A 24,092-nucleotide genomic window follows, 5' to 3' on the forward strand; every position below is an offset into this window, starting at 1 on the left:
TACGGAAGGCGGAATCGCGGTGCAACAGGATCGCACACATGACGATCAGAGGCTGACGACGCCGGGGGCGAACAAGGGCCTCCTCGAAGTCTTCCGACAGCGGCATCTGCTGTCGCTGATCGTTCGCAAGGAGATCCAGATCCGTTATCGCGGGTCGGTCCTCGGCTGGTTGTGGTCGTATGTGAAACCGCTCGTGCAGTTCGTGGTCTTCTTCGTCGCCATCGGCGTGTTCCTCGGATTGAACGACCGCGTCGATTTCTTCCCGATCTACCTGCTCTCCGGGATCACGGTCGTCACCTTCTTCAACGAGGCCTTCTCGAACGGCACGCGGTCGCTGGTCGACAACGCACCGCTCATCAAGAAGATCTACCTGCCGCGAGAGATGTTCCCCATCGCGAGCATGCTGATCGCCGCGGTCAACACCGTCCCTCAGATCATCGTCGTCGTCGTGATCTCCCTGTTCTTCGGCTGGTCGCCGACGTTCGCCTCCTTCGCCGCGATCCTGCTCGCGTTGGTCATCGTCGCCATCCTGGCGAGCGGATTGGGCCTGTTCTTCGGTTCCATCAACGTCACGTTCCGCGATGCGCAGAGCTTCGTCGAGATCATCGTGATGGTCGCCATCTGGGCATCCCCCGTCATGTACGAGTGGACGCAGGTCGCACGTGTGGTGCCGGAATGGCTGTTCGTCCTCTACCGGCTGAACCCGATCACCGCGGCAGTCGAGCTCTTCCACTACGGCATCTGGGCGCCGCTCGGCCCCGACAACGCGTCTCCCATCCCCGATGTCTGGATGTACGGGCTGCTGGCCCTCGTGACGTCTCTCATCGCCCTGGCCGTCGGCCAGCTCGTCTTCCGCCGACTGGAGGGTCGTTTTGCCCAAGACCTCTGACGCAGCCCCGCTGCCCCGTATCGTCGTCGACGACGTCCACAAGAACTTCAAGCTCCGGCATACGCACTCCATCAAGGAGACAGCGCTCGCTGCCGTGCGGCGCAAACCTCTGACGACCGACTTCCACGCGCTCGACGGCGTCTCATTCGAGATCGGAGTCGGTGAGGCGGTCGCCCTGCTGGGATATAACGGTTCGGGCAAGTCGACGATGCTCAAGCTCATCTCCGGCGTGCTCGCGCCCGACTCGGGTTCCGTGCTGACTCGAGGCAGAGTGGCCGGACTGATCGAGGTCGGAGCCGGCTTCCACCCTGATCTCTCGGGTCGGGAGAACATCTTCCTCAACGCCGCCATCCTCGGGATGAGCAAGAAGGAGACCGAGGAACGATACGACGAGATCGTCGCGTTCAGCGAGATCGAGCAGTTCATCGACACGGAGGTGAAGCATTACTCGTCCGGGATGTTCCTGCGCCTCGCCTTCTCTGTCGCCATCCACACGGAGATGGATGTCCTGCTGATCGACGAGATCCTCTCCGTGGGCGACGAGCCGTTCCAGAAGAAGTGTCTGGCGCGAGTTCGCGAGTTGCACTCCCAGGGCAAGACCCTCGTCGTCGTGAGCCACGACCTCGACATGGTCTCCAAACTCTGCGACCGCGGGATCCTCCTCCAGAAGGGCAAGCTGCGCTTCGACGGCGCGACGACGGAGGCCGTGCAGCTCATGCGTTCCTGACGATCCCTCCGGGTCACCGGGTCCGAGGTCACAGGTCGGCGTGCAGCCCCCAGACGCGTTCGCCTGCTCCATGCCAGGAGAACGCGCGGGACCGATCGGCAGCCAGCACGCTGAGGCGTCGGGCGCCGGATCCGGTCGCGTCCACGACGGCATCCTCGATGTCGTCCCTGGCGACGATCGCGCCGCCGTCGGCGACGACATCACGATGCACTCCCGTGTCGAGTGCGACGACCGGAACACCCAGCGTCATGGCTTCGACCGCGCGCCACGGCCACGCCGCGACGTCGTCCGTCGCGACGAAGGCCGCGGCACCGGCGAGAACGGCGGCCCGATCCTCGGCGGAAAGGGCGGAGCGGATGCGGGCACGCGACTCGGGGAGGCCTGCAGCGGCCGCGATCTCCGCCAGTCTGGGCTCCGCGCCCTCTGCTGCATCGAGCACCACGGCATCCGCGCCGGCGGCGAGGGCCGCTCGGAAACCCGCCTCTATGGTCGCGGGTCCTCCGGTGACCACGATGTAGCGGTCGGGGATGGTCAGGGTCGCACGGCGCTGCGTCGCGTCGAGCGGCACCACGAATCCCGTGGGCACCGCTCCGGGGATGACCCGGATCCTCTCCCCCAGCTTCGCGATCTCGGCGAGGCGCGCCCCGATCGTGTGCGTGGGCACGACCACGGCGTCCGCGTGCCTGGCGGCCCGCTTGAGCATCGCGCGATTCCAGGAGACCGCGGATTTCGCCAGTGTCTCCGGGGCATCCCATGCCCTCAGGTCCCACAGCGTGACGGTCGTCTGATCGTTGTCGTGCACCCGGTCATGCCGCACGAGCGGCGCCATCAGCGACGCGGAGTGGATGAGGCCTCCGCCGACCCCCGGCGCTATCCCCATCTGCCAGGATGCGGCGAGCTCACGCCGTGCGAGCGACAGTCGATGCACGCCGGCGAGTCCGGGCACCGCGACCTCGCCCTGCGCGGGGACGATCGCCTCGACGTCGCACCCGGACGGCGCCGTGTCGACGAGGGCGCGCGTCAGATCGAGAGCTGCCCAAGCCTGGTCCTGGTCCACGACGTGCGTCAGCTGATCCAGAACCATGCGCAGTCGAGCACCCATGTGACCAGCGTAATATCCGGGCCCGCCGAATCCCGGAGGCGGCGCGGAGCGACGGTGATATGCAGCGCATGCTTGAATGCAGGGGTGAGTGACGGACGCCTGCCGGTACGTCGCCGATGGTTGCGGTGGACCGTCGGCGTGATCCTGACCCTTCTCGTGCTCGCGATCGGGTGGGTGACGATACGCGGCATCGGTGCGGTCAGCGACCTGCAGCGGGTGTCGACGTCGTCGTCTCAGCTGAAGGCGGCGATCGGAGAGGGCGATCTCGAGAAGGCGACCAGGCTCTCCGACCGCATCGCCCATCACGCGGAGTCCGCTCACGGACTCACCTCCGACCCCGTGTGGCACGCGTTCGGCGTGCTGCCCTGGATCGGCCCGAACTTCTCGGCCGTCAGCGACGTCGCCGAGATCGCAGACGAGGTCGCGTCGCAGGCCCTCGTCCCTGTCCTCGATGTCGCAGGCAGGCTCGACCTCGCGAGCCTCGGGTTCTCCGGCGGGCGGATCGACCTCACGCCCTTCGCCACGATCGAGCCACCCCTGGCCGACGCCGCCGCCACGCTGAGCGCCGCCGAGGAGCGCGCGCTCGCCATCGACGCGGATGCGACGCTCCCTCCTCTGGCCGATGCGGTCGGCGAGATGCGCTCGGCCGTCACGCAGGCGGCGACGGTCGTGGGTTCGCTGCACGGCGCGGCAGCGCTGCTACCCAGCATGCTCGGCGCGGAGGGCCCGAGGAACTACGTGATCGCGATGCAGAACAATGCGGAGCTGCGCTCGTCGGGCGGCATCATCGGGGCGATCGCTCTCCTGCACGCGGAGAACGGGCAGATCTCGCTGCTGCAGCAGGCGTCGACGATGGACTTCCCCGCTCTCACCGAGTCGCTCCCCCTCAGCGAGTCGTCCGTCGCGCTGTTCGAGGACCGCCCCGGTCGCTACCTGCAGAACATCACGAACATCCCCGATTTCACGGAGGCAGGCCCGCTCGTCGCCGCCCGCTGGCAGCAGCGCTTCGGCACGCCGGTCGACGGAGTGATCGCTGTGGATGCCGTGATGACCGAGAACCTGCTCGCAGCGACGGGACCTCTTGCTTTCGGGCCGTTCACGGTGACGGAGGACGACGTCGTGAGTCTGCTCCTCTCCGGGATCTACACCGCCGTTCCCGATCCGGCGGCGCAGGACCAGATCTTCGCGCAGGCCGCAGGGGCGCTGTTCGGGGCCGCACTCTCCGGGACCGATCCGAAGGCTCTGGTCGCCGCTCTCGCGACATCGGCCGACCAGGATCGCATCCGCATCTGGAGCGCTCACGAGGACGAGGAGGAACTGCTGGCCGGGACCGCCCTCGGCGGCGCGCTCCCCCGCGACGACGCGACCAGTCACGTCGGAGTGCTCTTCAACGACACCACCGGCGCCAAGATGGACTACTACACCGACGCGACCATCACGACCGCGGTCGGGCGCTGCGACGGCGAGTCGACGACGCGCGTGAGCGTCACCTGGACGAACAACGCACCTGCTGACGCCGGAACGACGCTCCCCGAGTACGTCACGGGAGGAGGCACCTACGGCGTCGAACCAGGCATGGTGCGCACCCTCGTCACGGTCTACGGCCCGGAGGGGGCGACCCCGTCCCGTGTAGACCGCGAGGGCGGCGGCCCGGACGGCGACGTGCAGACCGCGCTGCTCGGGACCCGCTCTGCGGTGCAGCAGGAGTTGTTGCTCGCTCCCGGCGAGTCGGCCACGATCACCGTCGATTTCCGAGGAACAGGCGCGGGCAACCGACTGACGGAGGTCGACCACACCCCGATGATCCGGGATCCCGAGACGTCGTACGAAGAACTTCGATGCAGTCCGTGACTTTCGTCGAAGCATGATGTAGTCTCAAGTCCACTGGGGAATAATTGGGTTCGCCGATCCTGTCGTGGGGACAGGATGAGCCCACGCAATCGGGCGCAGGGGTGTGTCCGGATGCGATTCCGCGTGAATTTCTGGGGAGAATCATGCTGAGAAAACTGGCTGCCATCAGCCTGACCGCTGGCGCGCTCGTGCTCATGGCACCCGCCGTCGCCTCTGCTGCACCGACGGGGTCCGACTCGTACGCAGACACGCCGCGCGTGTCGGTGGGCGATCCGGTCATCGATATCTGCGAAGTGTCCACCGTCGTCTTCGGCCCTGGCTACTTCCAGCCGTCCGAGAACGTGTCCGTGTCCGTGTCCGGAGCCAACGCCGGTGCTGCGGCCGTCTCGGGCAACACAGCCGCCGGCGACGGCAGCCTGCTGCTGACCTTCCGCCCGCCGTCCGACGGGGAGGGCTCGTACTCGCTCGCCTTCTCCGGCTCGCGGTCGTACACCGCGCTCATCACGGTGTCGCACGGCCACGATTCCGCAGCGAGCTGCGACCACGACCCCGGCGTCGCGGCTGCGGGCACCGAGATGCCGCTCACGGGCGACGGACTCGAACTGGCCCTCACCGGTGGCAGCGTGTCACCGTGGCTGGTCGGCACGGGTGCTGTCGCACTCATCGGCGGAGGCGCACTCGTCGCCACCGGAATCGTCCGCCGCAAGCGCGCCTGATCCGCTCACGGACGTGCGCACCTTGACGCGCGCGTGCCGAGATCAGATTCCCGCCCTGCGGGAATCGACTGGGCGACGGTGATCCCTCCCCCTCCGATCACCGTCGCCTGGCGAATCCGGTCCTGAACCGGAAAGGCCCACGGCCGCCCCTCTCACTTCCGGAGGCGGCCGTGGGCCTCTTTCGCGTACGAGGTGCCATGCGTGCGCTCGGTGTACCGCGCTCCCGACCGATCGTGCTTCGGGTAGGACTCAGGGAGCGGGCGTCGGAGTCGGGGTCGGCGGGTGCAGCGTCTGCTGGATGAGCTCGTGGATGTAAACGTAATCGGGCGAGTGCTCGTCTATGCCGTTGTCCGGGGTGAGCTCGATCGTGGTGACCGTCTGCTCCTTCGCCTTCGTCATCAGGTCGAAGAACTCCGGCAGTTTGTCCTGCGGGAGGTCGGTGCTGATGAGCGCCGTCCCCGCCGCCGCGACCTCGTTGAAACGGGTCAGCACCGTCTGCGGGGTGAACTGCGCGAGGATCGCCTCCTGCAGCTCGCGCTGACGCTTCATCCGATCCCAGTCACTCGTCGTGTACCGCGAGCGCGCGTACCACTGTGCGGTATCGCCGTCCATGTGCTGCTGCCCCGGCTCGATCCAGCCGATCGCCCACGCATCGACGTCATGCGGGTCCACGCCGTCCGGCGGCCCGCCCTTCGGCAGTCGCTCCGTGACATTGATGTCCACACCGCCGAGCGCATCGACGAGGGCGGCGAAGCCGTGCATGTCGACGAACACGTAATACGGGATCTCGATGCCGAGCACACCTTCCGCCGCGTCCTTCGTCGCCTCGATACCGGGGTCGGAGCCGTGAGCGGCCGCATCCGGGTACAGGCTCTTGCCGCCGTCCTCGCGGCAGATCTCCGCGGCGTTGCGCACGTGGTTCATCCACCCGTTCCAGCCGCAGGAGTTCGAGCTGTGCCCCTCGAAGCCGTTCGGGTAGAGCGCCTGCATCGGGCTGCCCTCGCTGAACGGCGCGTTCGGCAGTTCGCGCGGGATGCCCGTGATCGTGACCGCCCCGGTATCGGCGTTCACCGAGACCACGGAGATGCTGTCGAACCGCATCGAGTCGCGGCCGTCGCCGCTGTCGGCTCCGAGGAGGAGGATGTTGTAGTACCCGTCGCTCGGCGGCAGGCTCGGCCCGCTCTGACCGAAGATCGTCGAGATGGTATTCCGCGCCGAGCCCACGATGGTCGACGCGTACGCGGTCGAACCGCCGACGAGTCCGAGGATCAGGAGGGCGACGAGCGGGATCGCGAACTTCGACGGTCCTGGAATGCGCACCAACCTGACGATGCGCAGCGCGTCGAACGTCAGCACGATCCACAGCACGATGTACGCGATGAGCAGCACCTGGACGATCGTGAGGACCGCGGCGGAGATCCATCCGCCACCGACCGTGAGCCAGAGGAAGACCGGGCGGGCGAACAGTGCCAACCCGACCGCGACGATCACGAGGAGCCACGACAGCAGCGTCGCTCCCAAACCGAAGCGCCCGAGCTTCCTGTTCCCGGCGACCACCTGCGCGGAACCGGGCACGAGAACGTTCAGGAGAACGACCCACCACCCGCGCTTGGTCATCATGCCGGCATCCGCGGTATCGGGATTCCGCATGGGGCGCGTCTCGATCAGGGGTCGCGCCGCACCACGCGGCGGCGCGAGAGTCACAGCGAGCCCTTCAGCCGCTCGTTCTTCTCCTCGACCTGGGCTTCGAGGTCGAGTGCATATGCCTCGACGCGATCGGCGAGATCGTCGTCGGACGAGCCGAGGATCCGCACGGCCAGGAGTCCGGCGTTCTTCGCCCCGCCGATCGAGACCGTGGCCACGGGGATGCCGGCGGGCATCTGCACGATCGACAGCAGCGAGTCCATGCCGTCGAGGTAGGCGAGCGGAACAGGGACGCCGATGACGGGCAGCGCGGTCATCGAGGCGAGCATGCCCGGCAGGTGAGCCGCGCCGCCGGCGCCGGCGATGATCACCCGGATGCCGCGGCCGCGCGCCTCGCGGGCGTACTGCATGAGCTTGTCGGGGGTGCGATGAGCCGAGACGACCTCGACCTCGTGCGGGATCCCGAAGTCGCTGAGCGCCTGGGATGCGTCGCTCATCACGCGCCAGTCCGAGTCGGAACCCATGACGACGCCGACCAGCGGAGCGGCAGAGGAGTGCAGTGGCTCAGTCACCCACTCAGGCTACGGTCTGCGGCTGTGAGATCCCCCGAACGGCACGCGAGGAACGTCGAGCCGCTGCAGCTCTCACTCGAAGTGCGCTGCCGCCGCCCTGGCGACGTACACGACGTCGTCGAGATCGTCGCCCGAGACGTTCACATGGCCCACCTTGCGGCCGGGACGCGGATCCTTGCCGTAGGTGTGGATCTTCGCAGACGGGTGCTCGACCATGGCGCCGGCGAAACGCTCCCCGATCGTGCCCTCCCGAGGGCCGCCGAGGATGTTGATCATGACCGACCACGGAGACCGGGGAGTCGGGTCGCCGAGCGGAAGGTCGGCGACGGCACGAAGGTGCTGCTCGAACTGACCCGTCACCGCTCCGTCCTGGCTCCAGTGGCCGCTGTTGTGCGGGCGCATGGCGAGCTCGTTCACGAGGATCCGCTCGTCGTCGGTCTCGAAGAGCTCGACCGCGAGCATCCCGGTGACGCCCAGACCTTCGGCGATCTGTCGCCCGATGCCCTCGGCCACCTGCACGAGGCGCTCGGTGGCGGCGGGCGCCGGGGCGATGACCTCGGCGCACACGCCGTCGCGTTGCACGGTCTCGACGACCGGGTACGCGACCACGTCGCCGCTCGGACGCCTCGCCACCTGCTGAGCGAGTTCGCGGACGAAACCGACGAGCTCCTCCACGAGCAGCGCCTCGCCGTCGGCGAGCGCCTCCAGCCAGTCCTGCGCCTCGTCTGCCGCACGCACCACGCGCACGCCCTTGCCGTCATAGCCGCCGCGCGGAGTCTTGACCACGCCCCGACCGTCGTGCGCGTCGAGGAAGGCCTGGAGCTCGGAGGCGTCGCGCACTGGCGCCCAGTCGGGCTGGGGAACGCCCAGTTCGGCGAGCCGCGCGCGCATCACGAGCTTGTCCTGCGCGAACTGCAGGGCATCCGGTCCCGGATGCACCTCGACCCCTTCGGCGACGAGCGCCCGGAGGACCTCCTGCGGCACGTGTTCGTGGTCGAACGTGACGACGTCGACGTCCGCCACGAACGCCCTGACCGTGTCGAGGTCGCGGTAGTCCCCGACGGCTGTGGCCGCGAGCTGGGCCGACATGCCCTCGCTCTCAGCGAGCACCCGCAGATCGAGCCCGAGTTCGACCGCCGGAGCGATCATCATCCTGGCCAGCTGGCCTCCACCGATCACGCCCACACGCAGCGCCATGTGCCGCCTCCATTCGTCGGGACCATTCTTCCGCATCCGCGCGAGGCTCGTTCACACGAGTGCGAGGCAGCCGCTCAGAAGGTCGGCGTCCCGTCCTGCACGGACTGCGCGTCGCGGTGCGCCAGGATCTGGCTGACCTCGATCTGGTCGGCAAGGGTCTCGTGCACCAGCCTCACGTTCGGCACGTTCGCGAGGCGGAGCGGTGCATCGACGCCGTTCGAGAGAGTGATGGTCCCCGCTCCCCACAGCCTCTGCAAGGCGCCGCGTCGGACACCGATCGTGTACCCCCTGGCGTGCGACATCTCCTGCCTGTTCCGCGCGCCGACGCCGTGATGCACGATCACGCGCCGCGTCGTCACGGTGACGGTGCGAGACCACCACACGATCCACGGCACCACGACGAGCAGGAGGATCAAGGCGCCCGCGGCGCTCAGCAGCATCCAGTTCTCGAACGGCTCGGGGAGGTTGTCGAAGAAGAACCCCGTGCCGCCGAAGACTCCGATGAGCACGAGAGCCGACCACGTCAGCCGACGCGCGTGACCGCGGAAGCGGGCGATGAGCAGTTCCTCCGACGGCACGCCGGGAGGCGGCATCGTCGGCCGGCCGCCGAGGGTCACGGGCTGGGTCACTCCTCCATTGTGCCCGCCCTCACGGACAAACCCGCTCTGCCGTGACTCCGCGTGTCAGGGCTGAGCCGGGCGGACGTGCACGACGTCTCCCGCCGACACCGCGTGCGTCTCGTCGCCCGCGCGCACGACCAGGCGTCCGTCCTCATCGATGGTCTCGGCCCCGCCCTCGAGGAACCGCCCCCCCGGCAGCGACACCCGCACATCGAGACCGAGCGTCGCGCACCGCTCCACGGCGTCGGCGTGCAGACCGCTCGACACCGCGTCGCCGGGTTCCGCGAGCGCCTCGATCGATGCCGACAGCCGCTCGAGGTAAGTCGTGAGCAGACGGTCGACGTCGACGGTCGCTCCCAGCACGGCGAAGGACGTCGCCGTGGGAACCGGCAGCTCGGCCCGCGTCATCGCAGTGTTCACGCCGCTTCCGACGATCACGGCATCGCCGGTCGCCTCGGCGAGGATGCCGCAGATCTTGCGCCCGTCGACGAGCACGTCGTTCGGCCACTTCACCGCGACCGTGTGGTCAGGGAGCTGCTCGGCGACAGCATCCGTCATCGCCACGCCCGCCGCGAGCGGGATCCAGCCGCGCGCCTCCGGGTCGTCGGGGAGACGACGCAGCACGACGGACACAGCGAGCGCCGATCCGGCGGGGGCGGACCAGGTGCGGTCGAGACGGCCGCGTCCCGCGGTCTGATTCGCGGTGAGGAGCACGGACAGGTGCGGCCAGCCGTCGGCATCCACCGCGAGCACCCGCAGCGCCGCATTGGTCGACCCGACTTCCTCGAGCTCTTCGACTCGGGACGCGACCTCGCGGGTGCGCTGCAGATCCATCATCAGATCTCCTCGTCCGCCTCGTCGTCATCGTCGTCCTCGTCACCGCGGACGGCGCCGATCTCGCGTGCCTGCCACTCGTCCCACTCCGTCATGAGCCGCTCGATCGCCGCGTGGAACTTCGCGGTCGCGGCACCCGGTGACGTGTCGCCGAAGTAGTGCTGCACCCACATGCGCAGACGAGCGGTCGCCGCCTCGTCGGCACGGACCCTCTCGACGTGGGCGAGGATGTCCGCCGCGGCGTCCTCATCGAGCCATTCGCAGTCCGAGAGGTAGCCGCTCGTGTCGACCTCCGCGCGCTCGTCGACGGGCCGCGTGATCATCAGGGGCTTGCCCACCGCCAGGCGGTCGTAGACCATCGCCGAGATGTCGACCACGGCGACGTCGGCCGCCGCGAGCTGCCACCCGAGCTCGGGACCGTCGTCGTAGACGTGCTGCGCACCGGGATCGGCACTGTTCGCGGCGGAGATCGCCGCGAGGATCCGACGATGCGCGGCACCGTACTCCGAGTCGACGACACCGCTGCGCGGGTGCGGACGATAGATCAGACGGTGCTTTGCCGACGCCAGCACCGCCGCGGCGAGCGCCTCGCCGTGCGAGGCGATGGAGCCGTAGTGGGCACTCGGGCGGTCGCCCTCCCAGGTCGGGGCGTAGAGCACGACCGTGCGGTCGTCGGCGGTGTAGGGCAGGGCTCCCGAGTAGTGGTCGGCCTGAGGACGCCCGATCTCGATGGTCCGGTGGTCGATGTCGTAGTCCCAGAGCGTTCGCGCGAGCCTGTCGCGGGCCGCTTGACCGGCGACCAGCGCATAGTCGTACGCCTTGTACTGGTTCGTGGTCATGTACATCTTGTCGGACTCGCCGTGGTTGATGAACACGTGCCACCGGCGGCCGTACCGGAACATCTGGAAGTTGCGGGTGTTCTGGTTGACGTAGAGGACGACGCGGATGTCCTGCGTCGAGACGAAGCGCTCCAGATCCCTGACGGTCGGCACGAAGGCCACGGGCGGGCCGTCCTCGTCGAGGAGTCTGTCGGCGCCGGTCGCCGCCCGGGAGAGCACCACGACGGGCCAGCGCTTCGAGAGCTCGAGGAGCGGCCGGTACCACTGGCGCATCTGGTACATGTTCACGTCGCCGTCGGCGAAGTACACGGCCACCTGATAGTGGCCGGCCGGGTGCGGATCGCGCTCGGCGAGCCGGCGACGGACCCTCTGCACGGCCTTCCGGGAGGCCAGCGCGCGCTTCAGCAGTCGGTAGGCCTTCTTCGCGTCGGAGAGTGCACCCATCCCTCCAGGATACCGAGTGGCGTCGGCTCGCCCCGACGTGCCGAGGTCCCGGACGGCGACGCATCAGGGAACGGTCGAACGCTCGTGCCATGATCATGGTGTGCCAGACAGAGACGACGACGCCACAGGGGCAGGGGTGTCGTTCGTCATGCCCGTGCTGAACGAACGCGACTATCTCGAGCACGCCGTCGGCTCGGTACTCTCGCAGGAGCTGTCGGTACCGGCCGAGCTCGTGCTCGCCCTGGGCCCGTCGAGCGACGGGACGACCGAGCTCGCTCAGCGCCTCGCCGCCGCAGACGACCGGATCCGCCTCGTCGACAACCCCGACGCGCACATCCCCGTGGGCCTCAACGCCGCGATCCGCGCCAGCCGCTACGACACCATCATCCGGGTCGACGCGCACTCCGAGCTGTCGCCCGGGTACGCCGCCCGCGCTCTCGCCACCCTCGAGCGCACCGGTGCCGCCAACGTCGGCGGCGTCATGCGCGCCGACGGCCGCACACCCTTCCAGAAAGCCGTCGCCCGGCTCTACAACTCCCCCGTGGGTCTCGGCGGCGGCGCCTACCACGGCGGGACGCAGGAGGGTGAGGCAGAGTCCGCCTATCTCGGCGTGATGCGTCGCCCGGTCGTCGAAGAGGTCGGCCTCTTCGACGAGTCCATTCGTCGCGGCGAGGACTGGGAGCTCAACCTCCGCATCCGCCAGGCCGGTCACCTCGTGTGGTTCGACCCCCGGCTGTCGGTGACCTACTGGCCCCGGGAGAGCTGGATCCGCCTCGCACGGCAGTTCCGTGCGACCGGTGCCTGGCGGGGCGAGCTCGTCCGCCGGTTCGGGCGCCGCAACGGCATCCGCTTCTTCGCCCCGCCGGCGCTCGTCGCGATCGTCGCCGCAGCGCTCGTCCTCGCCGTGCTGCAGCTGACGGGCGTCGTCGGCCAGGTGCTCTCGTGGGTGCTCTCCGCACTGCTGTACCTGCCGCTGCTCGTCTACGTGCTGCTCGTGCTGGCGGTCGCGGCGTTGCCGGGCGGTGGCGGGCCCCGTCAGCGGATGTGGACGGCGATCGTGATGCCGACCATGCACCTCTCCTGGGGCATCGGGTTCCTCGGCGGTGTGCTGCGCGGTGCGCGCGACACCGTCGACGCCTCGCGACTGGGCACCAGGAACACGCCTCTCCCCTGACGGACGCGTCCGCGACCGGGGTCAGCGGGTGACGAAGCCCTGATCGAGGATGCGGGCGACGACGCGCTCTGCGGCGTGGCCGTCGTCCCGATTGTTGAACTGCGCGCGCCATGCCGCATAGCGGGACGCGTACGCGACTTCGCCCCCCTCGTCGGCGAGCGCGGCCACGAGTTCCTCCTGCGTGCGGACCAGCGGGCCGGGGGCACGCGCCTCGAGATCGAAGTAGAAGCCACGCAGTTGACCGCGGTAGTGGTCGAGGTCGGGCACGAGGAAGAAGAGGGGCTTGCCCGTGACGCTGTAGTCGAACATCACCGAGGAGTAGTCGGTGATGAGCGCGTCCGCGGCGAGGAGCAGCTGCGAGGTCTCCGGGTAGCCGGTGACGTCGATCACGCGGGCTCCGGCACGGTCGCGATCCGTGTCGATCGTGCGCGAATGGCCGCGCACGAGCACGACGGAGTCGGTCTGCTGCGCGAGCAGCTCGGGGTCGACGAAGTCGACCATCTCGGCGCGGTCGTCGCGCCACGTGGGGGCGTAGAGCAGCACGCGCTCCTGCTCGCCGATGCCGAGCGCGGATCGGATGGCGGCGGGGTCGCCCGTGACGAGCGCGTCGTTGCGGGGATACCCCTCGACCCAGATCGGACGCCCGAAGAACGCATACGCCTTGCGCAGGACGCGCTCGGCGTACGTGTTCTGCGCGAGCAGCACGTCCCAGCGACGGGATTCCTTGACGACGGCCGCCATGCGCCGCGGATCGAATCCCGGCCGATGCAGCGCGAGCCGCTTGAGGGGCGTGCCGTGCCAGGTCTGCAGCACCCGCTGACCTGGTTTGCGCGCGAATCGGCGTCGCAGCCAGTCGTTCACGACGAGCAGCCTCGCCGCGGCTCGGGCGCGCCACCACTCCGGGCTCCCCTCGACGACGGCGATCGCCCCCTCGGGCACCGCCACCGACAGATCGACGACGCTCCAGTAACGCGTCACAGACGGGGCCTGCGCGGCGAGCGCGCGATCGATGGCCCGTGGGTTGCAGCCGACGCTGCGGCCGTAGAAGCTCTCGAAGAACACGGCGTTCTCGGTCGCTCCGGAGTGCGCGACGTAGCGGCCCTCGAGCGTGGACTGCCCCTCGGCGGTCTCGTAGACGGGGTCGATCGGCGCCGCCACCCGGGCGGTCGCCTTCTCGACGGCGATGCGCAGGCCCGGCAGCAGGCGCGGAGCGACGGAGAGGTCGTCGAGCTCGACGCCTGGGATGCGGATGCGGTACTCGCCGGTCGGCAGCGGGAGCTCGGCTCCGCCCCAGCGGGAGGCGCGGAGCGGGAAGGTCGCCTTCCAGGTCTTGCCACCGCCGGTGATGCGGCCGTCGACCCGTGCGCGGGGTCCGACGAGGGACGCGCCGGTCGGACGCTCCCCGGTCCCTGCGACCACGAGGGTCTCCGCCGCCTCGTCGATCAGGGCGGTGGTCATACTGCTCCTTTCGGCGCGGGGACTCCCCGCGCACGGATCCTGTCGTACACGCGTCGGGTGTTGCCGCCGTCGCGGAACGCATGCATCTCCGCGCTGAGCGTATCGGAACGCTCCGACCTCACCCGGAAGGCGCTCTCGTCGTCGAGCAGCGAGGCCAGCTGCGCGATGACGCCCTCCCAGTCCTGAGCCGCGTCGTCACCGGCGACGTCTTCGAAACGACCGTAGAACCCTCTCGTCTCGGCGTACTCCTCGGCGTCCGGTGCGAGGTGGATCACCGGCATCCCGAGCAGTCCGACGTCGTAGGCGAGGGAGGAGTAGTCGGTGACGAGCACGTCGACGGCGGGCAGCGCCGGCGTCACGTCCGGGAGCAGGCTCGCGCCGAGCATCCGCACCCGGTCGGTGGGCGTCGGCGGGCTGTAGTGCCCCTCTCCCAGCGGGTGCGACCGCACGAGCAGCACGGCATCGCGCTCCTCGAGCGCGTGGACGATGCGTGCCCACTGGTCGGGGGTGGGCACCGCGGGGTCCGGGGCGCCGTCGCGCCAGGTCGGCGCGTACAGCACGGTGCGGGCGCCGGCCAGGTCGCCGACCGTGCGCTGCAGGAGAGCGGATGCCGCCGCGCGCCGCTCGGCGGGCTCTCCCGCCGACAGCACGTCGACACGAGGCTCGCCCGTGACGACGACCCGATCGTCGCCGAGACCGAAAGCCGATTCCAACCGTCCGCGCGACCGATGCGACGCGGCGGGGAGCACCCGGATCCGCTGCGCGGCGCGTCGGTACAGGAACGCCACGAGCGTGCGCAGCAGCGGTGCCCCGGGGACCGCGGGAACCTGTGTCGTCGCCGGGGAGTCCAGGCCGATGCGCTTGAGCGGGATGCCGTGCCACAGCTGCACGATGAACGCGCCGGCGTTCGCGTAGCGGTTCACATCGCCGAGCCCGTGCGTGACCACGACGACTCCCGCTCGCGCGGTGGCCCACCAGCCCCGGAGGCCCGACTTCGGAACGGTGCGGATGCCGAGCGCCGCAGCGTCGCGCTCCTCCCGCTCGGACGAGGTCAACCACAGGGTGTCGTGCCCCCGCGCGGCTGCGAGTCGCTGCAGGGCGAGTGCGCCGTCGCCGATGCCCGCGCCGCAGCCGAACACCCAGCGCGTCCCTCGGGGTACGACGAGAGTGCCGATGCGCCCCACGAGGTAGAGCGGGATCCGGAGCAGCTTGGCCGCATTGCCGGAGCCGAACGAGAAGGACGCCACCCCGCGAGCCTATCGCGGGGTGGCGTCCTGTCTGCGAGCGAAGGAGCGTCGTCGAGTCAGCCGGCCAGCTGGCCGAGGGTCACGTCGATCTCGTACTCCTTGCCACCGCGGATGTACGTGACCTTGGCATCGCTGCCCGCCGCCGCGGCACGGACCTGGGCGGTGAGGTCGTTGGCGCTCGTGATCGGCACGCCGTTGAAGGCGGTGACGATGTCGTCGGCCTTGAGACCGGCGGCGGCCGCCGCTCCCCCGCCCGTGACATCGGCGATGTAGGCGCCCGAGACCGAGGCGTTCTCCGCGCTGGCGGCGTCGCGCACCGATGCCCCGAGCAGGCCGTGGGTCGCCGCGCCGTCGGCGATGATCTCCTCCGACACGCGCTGTGCGATGTTCGAGGGGATCGCGAAGCCGATGCCGATGGAGCCCGACTCCTCCGAGCTGCCGGATCCCGCGATCGCGACGTTGATGCCGATGAGCTCGCCCTTGCTGTTGACGAGGGCACCGCCCGAGTTGCCGTGGTTGATGGCGGCGTCGGTCTGGATCACGGCGATCGAGATGCTCTCCGAGCTCTGCTGCGAGCCGTTCCCCGGGAGGTCGAACTGGAACGGGCCCTGGCCGTCGCCCTCCTCGGGCGACTGCTGCTCCTGCGGCGCGTCTTCCGACGACGAGTCGGGAAGGGCCGACGACTGGATCTGGATGCTCCGGTTGAGAGCGCTGACGATGCCGGTGGTGACGGAGTTCGACAGGCCGAGCGGCGCGCCGAGCGCCACAGCGGTGTCGCCCACGTTGAGCTTGGACGAGTCGGCGAAGTCGATCGGGGTGAGGTCCTTCGCGTCGGTCAGCTTGATGACCGCGAGGTCGTAGATCGGGTCGGTGCCGACGACGGTGGCCGAGAAGATGCGTCCGTCGGAGGTGGTGACCCGGATCGTCGGGTCGGCCACGGCTCCCCCGAGCGTCACGACGTGCGTGTTGGTGAGGACGTAGCCGTCCTTGCTGATGATGACGCCGGAGCCGCTGCCGGCCTCGTTGGACCCCGCGACCTCGATGGTCACGACCGACGGCAGCGCGGCGGTGGCGACGGCGGTCGTCTCGTTGACGGATCCGGGGTTGTTGACGGTGACGGTCTCGGGACCCTGGGCGACGCCCGTGGTGTTCTGGTTGGAGATGCCGGTGAGGATCGCGCCGCCGCCGAACCCGGCGACGCCGCCGACGAGAGCCGCAGCGACGACGATCGCGGCGAACTTGACGCCTGCGCGCGGCTTCTCCTTGGTCTTGACGGCCGGCCCCTCCGGTGCAGACCCGGCGACCGGCTGCGCGGTGTGGATGCCGAAGGCGGCACCCGGAGCGGTCGCGGTGGGCGCTCCGTGCGGAGACGAGCCCGGGAAGGCCGGGCCCTGCGGCGCCGGCGCCCCGTACGGTGCCTGCGGCGCGGTCGGCGCCTGCCCGAGGTGCGCGGCCGGTGCCTCGAACGTGGGCGCGTCGAAGGCCGGAGTCGCAGGCTGCGACGACGTGAACGTCGGCGGGACCTCGTGGCCGCGGCCCGGAGCGGCGGGGATGCCGGAGGCAGCGGCGGCGGGTGCCGCCTCGCCGGCGGGGGTCGGTGTGGCGGCATCCGTCGTCGAACGGTCGACGTCGGACGATGCCGGGGCGGACGGCACGGCGTCGTGCGACGCGGGTGCCGGCTGGTCGGGGGTGGTGTCTTCGTTCATGGTGTGTGCTCCTTCAACAACGCCCCTTCAGAGTGCGCCTCATATCTGTGCGTTTCGTATGTCGAGGATGAGTTTCCGCTATGGCCTTAGCCTGTTGTTCATGAGTGTCATCCCCGGCGCATGGCGGCGCACGGCAGCAGGAGCCGGACTGCTCGCACCAGACGGTTCCGTCGCACCTACGATCTTCGCAGAGATGTCGGCGGCAGCGGCCCGAACCGGCGCGATCAATCTCGGCCAGGGCTTTCCCGACGAGGACGGTCCGGTCGAGGTGCTCGAGGCGGCCAGAGCCGCGATCTCGCGTGGTGAGAACCAGTACCCGCCTGGCCGCGGCATCCCGGATCTGCTCGCCGCGATCAGCGAGCATCAGCGGCGGTTCTACGGGCTCGAGGTCGATCCCCAGCGCGAGGTCGTCGTGACCGCCGGGGCGACCGAGGCTCTCACCGCGACCCTGCTCGCTCTCATCGATGGCCCCGACGACGAGGTCGTCGTGTTCGAACCGTACTACGACTCCTACGCCGCCGCGGTCGCTCTCGCGGGCGCCCGACTGCGGACCGTGCCCCTCCGCGCACCGGGGTTCCAACCCGATCTGGAGCGACTGGCCCGGACCGTGACCGACCGCACGCGGGTCATCCTCGTCAACGATCCGCACAACCCGACCGGCACGATCTTCGATCGAGACGTGCTGACGGAGATCGTCCGGCTGGCCGAGCTGCACGACGCGGTCATCGTGACGGACGAGGTGTACGAGCACCTGTCGTTCCGTGACCCGCACACCCCGATCGCGACGCTCCCCGGGGCGGCGGAGCGCACCCTCACGATCTCCTCGGCGGGCAAGACCTTCTCGGCGACGGGCTGGAAGATCGGCTGGGTGCATGGACCGGCCGAGCTCATCACGGCCGTCCTCACGGTCAAGCAGTATCTGACCTACGTGAACGGCTCTCCGTTCCAGCCGGCGGTGGCCGTGGGGCTGCGGCTGGGCGAGGGGTTCTTCACGGATGCCGCGCGAACGATGGCCCACAAGCACGAGATCCTCGGCGCCGGATTGCGCGCAGCGGGCTTCACGGTGCACCCGCCCCAGGGCGGCTACTTCACGGTGGCGGACGCCTCGGGGCTCGGCGGAGCGGATGCCGCGGCTTTCTGCCGCGCGCTGCCGGAGCGTGCCGGCGTGGTCGCGATCCCGCTCACGGCGTTCGTCTCCCCGGAGCACCGCGACGACTACGCGGGACTCGTGCGCTTCGCGGCGTGCAAGCGCGTCGAGGTGCTGGAAGACGCCGCGGCCAGACTCGCCGCCGGGTTCTGATCGGCCGCGCGACCACGGCGGCCGCGGAGAGACCGATCAGCGCGGGACCACCCGGTAGCGCCGCACGCGCAGCGACGGGTTCGCCGCGCGGACGCGCTCGATCGACGCCACCTCGACCGTGGCCACCGCGATGCCCTCGGTCGTGCCGGCTCCCGCGAGCACGACGCCCTGCGGATCGACGATCTGCGAGTGTCCCACTCCGATGGGCGTCGGGTGGTCGGCCGAGATCACGTACGCGGTGTTCTCGATGGCGCGGGCGGCGAGCAGCGTCGTCCAGTGGTGCTCCTTGAGGGGGCCGCGCACCCATTCGGCCGGCACGACCAGCGCGTCGGCTCCGTCGTCGACGAGCGTGCGCGCCACCTCGGGGAACCGGAGGTCGTAGCAGGTCATCAGCCCGAAGCGGATACCGGCGACCTCGAAGGTCGCAGCCGCGTCGAGGTCACCGGCCTCCACCCAGTCCGACTCCGTCTGCCCGAAAGCGTCGTACAGGTGCTGCTTGCGGTACGTGGCGAGAATGCCGTCACCTCGGACGGCGACGACCGTGTTGCGCACGTGCCCGGCGTCGGATGCCTGCTCCACGAGTCCGGCGACGATGACGACGCCGTGGTCGGATGCCGCGGCGCGCAGCGACGACACGAACTCCCCGTCCAGCGTCTCGGCGTTCGCCGCGAGGGACTCGTCCATCGGGTCGACGAAGTAGCTCGAGTACTCGGGGAAGACGACGAGTCGGGCACCCCTGGCCGCCGCCTGTGCGGTCAGCTCGGCGACGCGCTCGCGATTCCGCTCGCGGGAGTCGGTGGGTGCGAACTGGCAGACGGCGACGGGCACGGCGGCGGAGGTCATGTGCTCATCCTCCCCCACACGCCCGGGGGTCGGGCTCGATTCGCGCACCTCCGACATCCGTGATAAGTTATTCCTTGTGCCGCGGGGTGGAGCAGTTCGGTAGCTCGCCGGGCTCATAACCCGGAGGTCGCAGGTTCAAATCCTGTCCCCGCAACAAATGAAAGAGGCCCGATCCGTGAGGATCGGGCCTCTTTCACTTTTCACGACGTACGTCGGACTTGTGATCGACGCCACTTGACTCCACTCCCTTTCGGAACCGCTCCGGCGGCGATCGCCGCACCGGCCACAAGACCGAGCGCCAGGACGACGGCCTTGACCTTTTCGCCTCGTTCGATCAACTTCTCGCACTCCGGAAGCTGCTGCCGGGCGGACTCGATACCCTCGCGCTCCCAGCCGTACTTGGCATTCTCATACTGCTCGATGTATCGACGAAGAAACTCGGCACGGCGTCTTGCGCTGAACCGCGGCTCGTTCAGGAAAAGAAGGTCGAACGGCACCATGTCCCGATAGACGACCGTGGGGACCGGCGTGCGCAACGGGAAGTAGTTGCCTGCATGCACGCTTTCAGCATTGTTGCGCGCGAAGAGCGCCCCGACCATCAAGCTCTCCCGGATGGCGGCAACTTTGGCCCTGCGCTGTACCTCGCTGACGAACTCGGACGAAGATGACATCGGATAGAGGATGACGAGCGCAGAATATCGAAATGCGCCCTTCTCGCCTGCCCAGACCTTCCGGGCGATCTCCATGGTTCGACGTGACTCGAAACGTGAGCCTCGCTCGATGTCCCCCACAGCGAAGAACACCTGATGCGCTCTCAACGCCGACGGCATGAACGGACATACGGGACCGGCCCGCAGCGGATGACGCGAGACGAGAAACTCTTCCAGGTAGGGCCGCACCATGGCGATAGATTGCCGGAGCCACGGATGATCGTCGTACGGTGCCGAGGTGTCATCGAACATCTCCCAGGGCTGCATGCTCACGGCTGATGGCCTTTCGCCGGGTGTGGACTGGGTCGCAGAACGCGGATGGCGGCGATGCCGACCAGGACCGACCCCGAGGCGACCCACAGCGGGATCGCCTCCTTGCCGCCGATCGCGATGACACCGAGCAGCAGGGGCGCTGCGGCGCGTCCGGACTGAAAAGCGAATGAGTTCAACGCCATGTACTTGCCGACCTGAGACTCCGAGGCCGCTCCGAGGACGACGGCGGGCACGACGGCGATGATCAGAGCTTCGCCCATGCTCTGCAGAGCGGCGAACCCGAGAAGGAATGCCGCGCCACCCCACGCCCCCACCCATAGCAGCACCCAGGACGCTGCGACCGTGCTCGCCGCGACGGCCACGTACACACGGTTGAGCCGCGCTCTCAGGAGAGGGGCTGCGACGATCTGAGTGACTGCAGCGGTGAGAGAACCGACCGTGAATCCGAATCCGACCCATGGTTGAAGGCTCGAGCCGGCGGCGAACGCGGGATATGCGTATTCGCTCTGATTCATGATCACGAGTGAGATGAAGAACGTGAGCACCACGAGCCGAAGAAAGTGCGGATCACGAAGCGGGATGCCTATCGAGGCGACGTAGTGACGCACGCTGGCGCGACGGCCGTCGGGTGTCGTGGCGCGCTGTCCCGATCGCGCGAGAACGGCGAACATCGTTCCCGACGCGACGGACGTGACGGCGTTGACGCCGAACATAGCTGCCGTGACGCTCATTCCGTGCTCCACGACGGCCAACGAGGAAGCACCGGTGCCCAGAGCGAAGAGAGCGTTGGACCACCCTGCCTGCGCGCTGAAGAATCGCGACCGGCGATCCGGTACGACCAGCAGACCGACCGCAGCCTGAAGCGCCGTTCCGACTACGGACATGCCGCACTCGAGTGCGACCACGCCGATGAGCGCCACCCAGACACTGGAATCACTGCTGAGAGCCAGAGCTCCACATCCGAGCGCGCTCAACGAAGAAGCAAGCGCAGCGAACCGCAGCGGCCCGATGCGGTCGATGGCAGGGCCGATGGATGCGATCCCGATGAGCCCGGCAACGGCTGGTACAGCGAGACTCACGGTGGCCACGTGCAGGGGAATCTCGATCGACTCCACGAGGTAGATGAGGAGGTAGGGGAATGTCAGCCCGGTTCCGAACGCCGAAAGAGCGGACCCTCCCAAGAGGGTCCGCTCCGCTCGAGATGGTGCCGTCACCACTTCCAACCGATAGTGGGCTTTCGCCCGAGGATGGTGTTGACGACCTTGCGCACCCGTCCTGCGAGACTCAGTCGCTCTTCAGGGGCGAGCTCGAAGTAAGACATACTGCTCCATTCGTCCGTGTCGCATCTCCTCGACCACGATGGTGGTCGTTCAGCACGTTAGGTGACTGGAGCAGCTCGCGCGACGACAACGCGGACAGCGTCCCGGAATGCCGGAATGTACTGTGAGGCGCCCGTCAGCCGCGGTCGGCGCCGAAGCTCACGGAGCGGATGCCGGCGGCATCCGCCTCCTCGCGGGCGAGTCGCCTCTCCGCGTCCAGGTCGAGACCGCGCGCGAGGACGACGTAGGCGATCGCCGAGGCGACGAGGCCGACGAACAGCGCGATGTCGATCCCGCCGATGGCGGTTGCCACCGGACCGGTGAACCAGGTCGTGACGACGAACGGGATCATCGCGGCGATCCCGACGACGTACGCCGTGATCCCGCGCCAGCCCCATGCGCCGTACAGGCCGTGCGGACGGAACATCTCCGCGACCGCGTAGCGCCCACGACGCACCAGGTAGTAGTCGACGAGGTTGACGGAGGTCCAGGGCACCAGCACGTACAGCAGCACGACGAGGAAGCTGCCGAAGGAGTCGAGGAACTCCCCTGTCGAGAATGCGGCACCCAGCAGACCGCCGAGACCGACGAGCGAGCACGCGACGATACGGGTCATACGCGTCGGCCGCACCGGCCGGAAGGAATCGGCGACCGTGATGAGCTCGATGCTCGCGGCATAGATGTTGATCGTGATGACCGTGATGAGCGCAGGCAGCGCCGACCACAGCAGCACCGGGCCGAGCCCCGGCAGGATCGCGTCTGCGGCGGTGCCGATCGCCTCGACAGGGTCGGCCTCCGTGAACAGCGACGCCACGAACGCACCGAGGATCATGAGCCAGCCGGCTCCGACGATCACTCCCGACGCGGTGTGGAAGAGCGCCTTGCTCGGACTCGTCTGCGGAGGCAGATAGCGCGAGTAGTCGGAGACGTACGGCGCCCAGCCCAGCGCGTAGGCCGCAGCGGCCGCGAACTGCACCAGGAACGCCGGCCAGTTCATCTCCGCGAGCGAGAAGTCCGCTGCAGGGAGAGGCAGCACGAAGAGGGCGACCACGGTGAACACACCGAACGTGGCGAGGAACAGCCAGGTGAGCCACTTCTGCACGCGGTGGATCCAGTGGTAGCCGACGATCGCGAGAGTCAGCGCCAGAGCCGTGATGAGCACGTACCACCACGCGCCCGCATCCACGCCGGTCGTCGTCGTCAGCACCTGCCCGGCGAGCAGCTGGTTGAAGATGTTGAACCCGACGATGCTCGCGACGACCACGAGACACACGATCGCGACGCCGCGGTAGCCGAACTGGGCCCGGGACTGGATCATCTGCGGCAGCCCCAGTTGCGGGCCCTGCGCGGAGTGGAAGGCGGTGAACACCGTGCCGACGCACACGCCGAGCACGATCGCGACGACCGAGACGAGGAAGTTCGCGCCCATCGCGACGCCCACCATCCCGGTCGCCAGCGTCGTGAGGTTCGCGTTCGACATGAACCACAGCGAGAACAGACTCGACGGGGTGCCGGTGCGCTCGGTCAACGGCACCCAGTCGATGGACTTGACCTCGATGCCGCTCGTCGCGGGCAGCGCGAGCTCGGTCTGCGCGACGCCGGGCTCGGGCAGCCCGTTGCTCTGATGTGCCATGGGTGGGTTCCTTCTCGGGTGAGGAATCAGGGGGATGCCGGCACGAGGCCCGCAGGTCAGGAGGAGTGCGCGCGGTAGATGTCGGGCCGACGGTCCGCGAAGAGGTCGTTGTGCGGACCCAGACCCTTGTCACCGGTCGTGATCCGCAGGATCGCGGTGGCCGCGCCGTCGCTCTCCTCCGCGACGACCCAGCCCTCCCCGTCGATCACCGCGGTCCCGCCGGTCCACTCCACTCCACGCTCCGCGCCGTGACGGTCGGCGATGACGGTGGGGAGCCGTGACGACCGCGCTGCGCCCATCGCCTGGATGGTCTCGGGAGGCCGCTCCCCCGCGGGGCGCGGGACCAGAGGCCAGTTCACGGGCAGGGCCAGGAGGTCGGCGCCGGACAGCGCGAGCGCTCGGGGAACCTCGGGGAACTCGTTGTCGTAGCAGATGGCGACGCCCAGTCGGCCGATCGCGGAGTCGACGACCATCCCGGCATTCGTTCCCGGGGTGAAGACGAGCTTCTCCTCGCCCCACAGATGGGACTTGCGATACACGGCCAGCACGCCGTCATGCACCAGCACCGCGGCGGAGTTGTAGAGCTCGTCGCCGTCGCTCTCGGCGAAGCCGATCACCGCCACCGTCTGCGCGCCGAGCAGCGCCGCGAGTCGGGTCAGTCGGTCGTCATCGCGCGGCATCGCGAGGCGCACGGCCTCATCTCGGTCTGTGAAGACGTAACCGCTGGTCGCGAGCTCCGGCGCCACGACGAGGCGCGGGGCGTCGTCGCCGAATGCGGAGAGAGCATCGCCCAGGCGACGGAGGTTCCCCTCCACATCGCCGATCTCGATCAGCGGGCTCACAGCGATCGCTTCGATGGTGCGCGAAGAAGAGACCGTCATGTGAGCAACAGTAGGACGCGACGTGGCATCGTCCCATCCCGCCCATCCTGTGCTCCCCATAGGGTTCACCGATGGAGGCGGCAGCCGGGGATGCACGAAGCCGCGCGTTCCGG

General features: G+C 69.0%; 21 protein-coding genes and 1 tRNA gene. 7 read left to right on the plus strand and 15 right to left on the minus strand.

What is annotated here, in order from left to right:
• The first annotated feature begins 19 nt into the window (after nucleotides 1–19).
• A complete protein-coding gene (locus RAC69_RS07385) occupies nucleotides 20–889 on the plus strand; it encodes an ABC transporter permease (RefSeq protein WP_375086199.1) in 870 nt (289 codons plus the stop codon).
• Nucleotides 873–1,616, plus strand: a complete 744-nt coding sequence (locus RAC69_RS07390; RefSeq protein WP_375086201.1) for an ABC transporter ATP-binding protein — start codon at nucleotides 873–875, stop codon at nucleotides 1,614–1,616. Before RAC69_RS07385 ends, RAC69_RS07390 begins: the two co-directional genes overlap by 17 nt.
• Nucleotides 1,617–1,644: 28 nt before the next feature.
• Here RAC69_RS07390 and RAC69_RS07395 read toward each other — a convergent pair whose 3' ends face one another.
• On the minus strand, nucleotides 1,645–2,718 hold the full coding sequence (locus RAC69_RS07395) for a glycosyltransferase (protein ID WP_375086202.1): 1,074 nt from the start codon (nucleotides 2,716–2,718) through the stop codon (nucleotides 1,645–1,647).
• Between the two features lie 84 nt (nucleotides 2,719–2,802).
• Between RAC69_RS07395 and RAC69_RS07400 the strand changes: the two genes are divergently transcribed.
• Both RAC69_RS07400 and RAC69_RS07405 read left to right on the plus strand, forming a co-directional pair.
• Nucleotides 2,803–4,569, plus strand: coding sequence for a DUF4012 domain-containing protein (locus tag RAC69_RS07400; RefSeq protein ID WP_375086204.1), 1,767 nt, complete (start codon nucleotides 2,803–2,805; stop codon nucleotides 4,567–4,569).
• Between the two features lie 143 nt (nucleotides 4,570–4,712).
• Nucleotides 4,713–5,285: a hypothetical protein gene (locus tag RAC69_RS07405; protein WP_375086206.1), complete on the plus strand. Its 573-nt coding sequence runs from the start codon at nucleotides 4,713–4,715 to the stop codon at nucleotides 5,283–5,285.
• A gap of 249 nt (nucleotides 5,286–5,534) precedes the next feature.
• Here the strand turns inward: RAC69_RS07405 and RAC69_RS07410 are convergent, their stop codons facing one another.
• From RAC69_RS07410 to RAC69_RS07435, 6 genes are all read right to left on the minus strand, one after another.
• A complete protein-coding gene (locus RAC69_RS07410; protein ID WP_375086208.1) occupies nucleotides 5,535–6,935 on the minus strand; it encodes an LCP family protein in 1,401 nt (466 codons plus the stop codon).
• A gap of 50 nt (nucleotides 6,936–6,985) precedes the next feature.
• Nucleotides 6,986–7,453, minus strand: coding sequence for a 5-(carboxyamino)imidazole ribonucleotide mutase (gene purE / locus RAC69_RS07415; RefSeq protein ID WP_251586432.1), 468 nt, complete (start codon nucleotides 7,451–7,453; stop codon nucleotides 6,986–6,988).
• Nucleotides 7,454–7,573: 120 nt separating this feature from the next.
• Complete coding sequence (locus RAC69_RS07420; protein WP_375086209.1) at nucleotides 7,574–8,698, minus strand: 5-(carboxyamino)imidazole ribonucleotide synthase; 1,125 nt, start codon at nucleotides 8,696–8,698, stop codon at nucleotides 7,574–7,576.
• 74 nt (nucleotides 8,699–8,772) lie between these two features.
• Nucleotides 8,773–9,327 (minus strand): PH domain-containing protein, encoded by a 555-nt coding sequence (locus tag RAC69_RS07425; protein ID WP_375086211.1) that lies wholly within the window; start codon nucleotides 9,325–9,327, stop codon nucleotides 8,773–8,775.
• A 54-nt stretch (nucleotides 9,328–9,381) separates the two neighbouring features.
• Nucleotides 9,382–10,155, minus strand: a complete 774-nt coding sequence (locus RAC69_RS07430; protein WP_375086213.1) for a biotin--[acetyl-CoA-carboxylase] ligase — start codon at nucleotides 10,153–10,155, stop codon at nucleotides 9,382–9,384.
• On the minus strand, nucleotides 10,155–11,435 hold the full coding sequence (locus RAC69_RS07435; RefSeq protein ID WP_375086215.1) for a CDP-glycerol glycerophosphotransferase family protein: 1,281 nt from the start codon (nucleotides 11,433–11,435) through the stop codon (nucleotides 10,155–10,157). The genes RAC69_RS07430 and RAC69_RS07435 overlap by 1 nt, the downstream gene beginning before the upstream one ends.
• 148 nt (nucleotides 11,436–11,583) lie before the next feature.
• Between RAC69_RS07435 and RAC69_RS07440 the strand changes: the two genes are divergently transcribed.
• The gene (locus RAC69_RS07440; RefSeq protein ID WP_375086392.1) at nucleotides 11,584–12,609 is read left to right on the plus strand and encodes a glycosyltransferase; all 1,026 of its coding nucleotides are present in this window, start codon (nucleotides 11,584–11,586) and stop codon (nucleotides 12,607–12,609) included.
• Between the two features lie 21 nt (nucleotides 12,610–12,630).
• Here RAC69_RS07440 and RAC69_RS07445 read toward each other — a convergent pair whose 3' ends face one another.
• From RAC69_RS07445 to RAC69_RS07455, 3 genes are read right to left on the minus strand one after another with little or no spacing between them, the layout of a single operon-like run.
• Nucleotides 12,631–14,067 carry a CDP-glycerol glycerophosphotransferase family protein gene (locus RAC69_RS07445; RefSeq protein WP_375086216.1) on the minus strand — a complete coding sequence of 479 codons (1,437 nt, stop codon included), beginning with the start codon at nucleotides 14,065–14,067 and terminating at the stop codon, nucleotides 12,631–12,633.
• On the minus strand, nucleotides 14,064–15,314 hold the full coding sequence (locus tag RAC69_RS07450) for a CDP-glycerol glycerophosphotransferase family protein (RefSeq protein WP_375086218.1): 1,251 nt from the start codon (nucleotides 15,312–15,314) through the stop codon (nucleotides 14,064–14,066). Before RAC69_RS07450 ends, RAC69_RS07445 begins: the two co-directional genes overlap by 4 nt.
• A 56-nt stretch (nucleotides 15,315–15,370) precedes the next feature.
• Nucleotides 15,371–17,020: a trypsin-like peptidase domain-containing protein gene (locus RAC69_RS07455; protein ID WP_375086220.1), complete on the minus strand. Its 1,650-nt coding sequence runs from the start codon at nucleotides 17,018–17,020 to the stop codon at nucleotides 15,371–15,373.
• A 100-nt stretch (nucleotides 17,021–17,120) separates the two neighbouring features.
• Here RAC69_RS07455 and RAC69_RS07460 point away from each other — a divergent pair, with 100 nt between their 5' ends.
• Complete coding sequence (locus RAC69_RS07460) at nucleotides 17,121–18,320, plus strand: aminotransferase class I/II-fold pyridoxal phosphate-dependent enzyme (protein ID WP_375086221.1); 1,200 nt, start codon at nucleotides 17,121–17,123, stop codon at nucleotides 18,318–18,320.
• A 36-nt stretch (nucleotides 18,321–18,356) separates the two neighbouring features.
• Here RAC69_RS07460 and RAC69_RS07465 read toward each other — a convergent pair whose 3' ends face one another.
• Nucleotides 18,357–19,163 (minus strand): carbon-nitrogen hydrolase family protein, encoded by an 807-nt coding sequence (locus RAC69_RS07465; protein WP_375086223.1) that lies wholly within the window; start codon nucleotides 19,161–19,163, stop codon nucleotides 18,357–18,359.
• A gap of 80 nt (nucleotides 19,164–19,243) precedes the next feature.
• On the opposite strand from RAC69_RS07465, the gene RAC69_RS07470 reads away from it, so the two are divergent.
• Nucleotides 19,244–19,317: transfer RNA gene (locus tag RAC69_RS07470), tRNA-Met, on the plus strand.
• Between the two features lie 46 nt (nucleotides 19,318–19,363).
• Here RAC69_RS07470 and RAC69_RS07475 read toward each other — a convergent pair.
• The 4 genes from RAC69_RS07475 to RAC69_RS07490 form a co-directional block, all read right to left on the minus strand.
• Nucleotides 19,364–20,140: a DUF6875 domain-containing protein gene (locus tag RAC69_RS07475; RefSeq protein WP_375086393.1), complete on the minus strand. Its 777-nt coding sequence runs from the start codon at nucleotides 20,138–20,140 to the stop codon at nucleotides 19,364–19,366.
• A 2-nt stretch (nucleotides 20,141–20,142) separates the two neighbouring features.
• Nucleotides 20,143–21,363, minus strand: coding sequence for an MFS transporter (locus tag RAC69_RS07480; protein WP_375086224.1), 1,221 nt, complete (start codon nucleotides 21,361–21,363; stop codon nucleotides 20,143–20,145).
• Between the two features lie 238 nt (nucleotides 21,364–21,601).
• Nucleotides 21,602–23,098, minus strand: coding sequence for a purine-cytosine permease family protein (locus RAC69_RS07485; RefSeq protein ID WP_375086225.1), 1,497 nt, complete (start codon nucleotides 23,096–23,098; stop codon nucleotides 21,602–21,604).
• 56 nt (nucleotides 23,099–23,154) lie between these two features.
• Complete coding sequence (locus tag RAC69_RS07490; protein ID WP_375086226.1) at nucleotides 23,155–23,979, minus strand: nitrilase-related carbon-nitrogen hydrolase; 825 nt, start codon at nucleotides 23,977–23,979, stop codon at nucleotides 23,155–23,157.
• Nucleotides 23,980–24,092 lie beyond the last annotated feature (113 nt).

Origin of the sequence: Microbacterium sp. LS_15 (assembly GCF_041954735.1) — a bacterium.
In the GTDB taxonomy this organism is placed as follows: Bacteria; Actinomycetota; Actinomycetes; order Actinomycetales; family Microbacteriaceae; genus Microbacterium.

Excerpts from the sequence above, each read along its gene's own strand:
- RAC69_RS07395 (WP_375086202.1), bottom strand. The coding sequence starts at position 2,718 with ATGGGTGCTCGACTGCGCATGGTTCTGGATCAGCTGACGCACGTCGTG.
- RAC69_RS07405 (WP_375086206.1), top strand. The coding sequence starts at position 4,713 with ATGCTGAGAAAACTGGCTGCCATCAGCCTGACCGCTGGCGCGCTCGTG.
- RAC69_RS07410 (WP_375086208.1), bottom strand. The coding sequence starts at position 6,935 with ATGCGGAATCCCGATACCGCGGATGCCGGCATGATGACCAAGCGCGGG.
- purE (WP_251586432.1), bottom strand. The coding sequence starts at position 7,453 with ATGGGTTCCGACTCGGACTGGCGCGTGATGAGCGACGCATCCCAGGCG.
- RAC69_RS07420 (WP_375086209.1), bottom strand. The coding sequence starts at position 8,698 with ATGGCGCTGCGTGTGGGCGTGATCGGTGGAGGCCAGCTGGCCAGGATG.
- RAC69_RS07430 (WP_375086213.1), bottom strand. The coding sequence starts at position 10,155 with ATGATGGATCTGCAGCGCACCCGCGAGGTCGCGTCCCGAGTCGAAGAG.
- RAC69_RS07435 (WP_375086215.1), bottom strand. The coding sequence starts at position 11,435 with ATGGGTGCACTCTCCGACGCGAAGAAGGCCTACCGACTGCTGAAGCGC.
- RAC69_RS07440 (WP_375086392.1), top strand. The coding sequence starts at position 11,584 with ATGCCCGTGCTGAACGAACGCGACTATCTCGAGCACGCCGTCGGCTCG.
- RAC69_RS07445 (WP_375086216.1), bottom strand. The coding sequence starts at position 14,067 with ATGACCACCGCCCTGATCGACGAGGCGGCGGAGACCCTCGTGGTCGCA.
- RAC69_RS07455 (WP_375086220.1), bottom strand. The coding sequence starts at position 17,020 with ATGAACGAAGACACCACCCCCGACCAGCCGGCACCCGCGTCGCACGAC.
- RAC69_RS07460 (WP_375086221.1), top strand. The coding sequence starts at position 17,121 with ATGAGTGTCATCCCCGGCGCATGGCGGCGCACGGCAGCAGGAGCCGGA.
- RAC69_RS07465 (WP_375086223.1), bottom strand. The coding sequence starts at position 19,163 with ATGACCTCCGCCGCCGTGCCCGTCGCCGTCTGCCAGTTCGCACCCACC.
- RAC69_RS07475 (WP_375086393.1), bottom strand. The coding sequence starts at position 20,140 with ATGCAGCCCTGGGAGATGTTCGATGACACCTCGGCACCGTACGACGAT.
- RAC69_RS07485 (WP_375086225.1), bottom strand. The coding sequence starts at position 23,098 with ATGGCACATCAGAGCAACGGGCTGCCCGAGCCCGGCGTCGCGCAGACC.
- RAC69_RS07490 (WP_375086226.1), bottom strand. The coding sequence starts at position 23,979 with ATGACGGTCTCTTCTTCGCGCACCATCGAAGCGATCGCTGTGAGCCCG.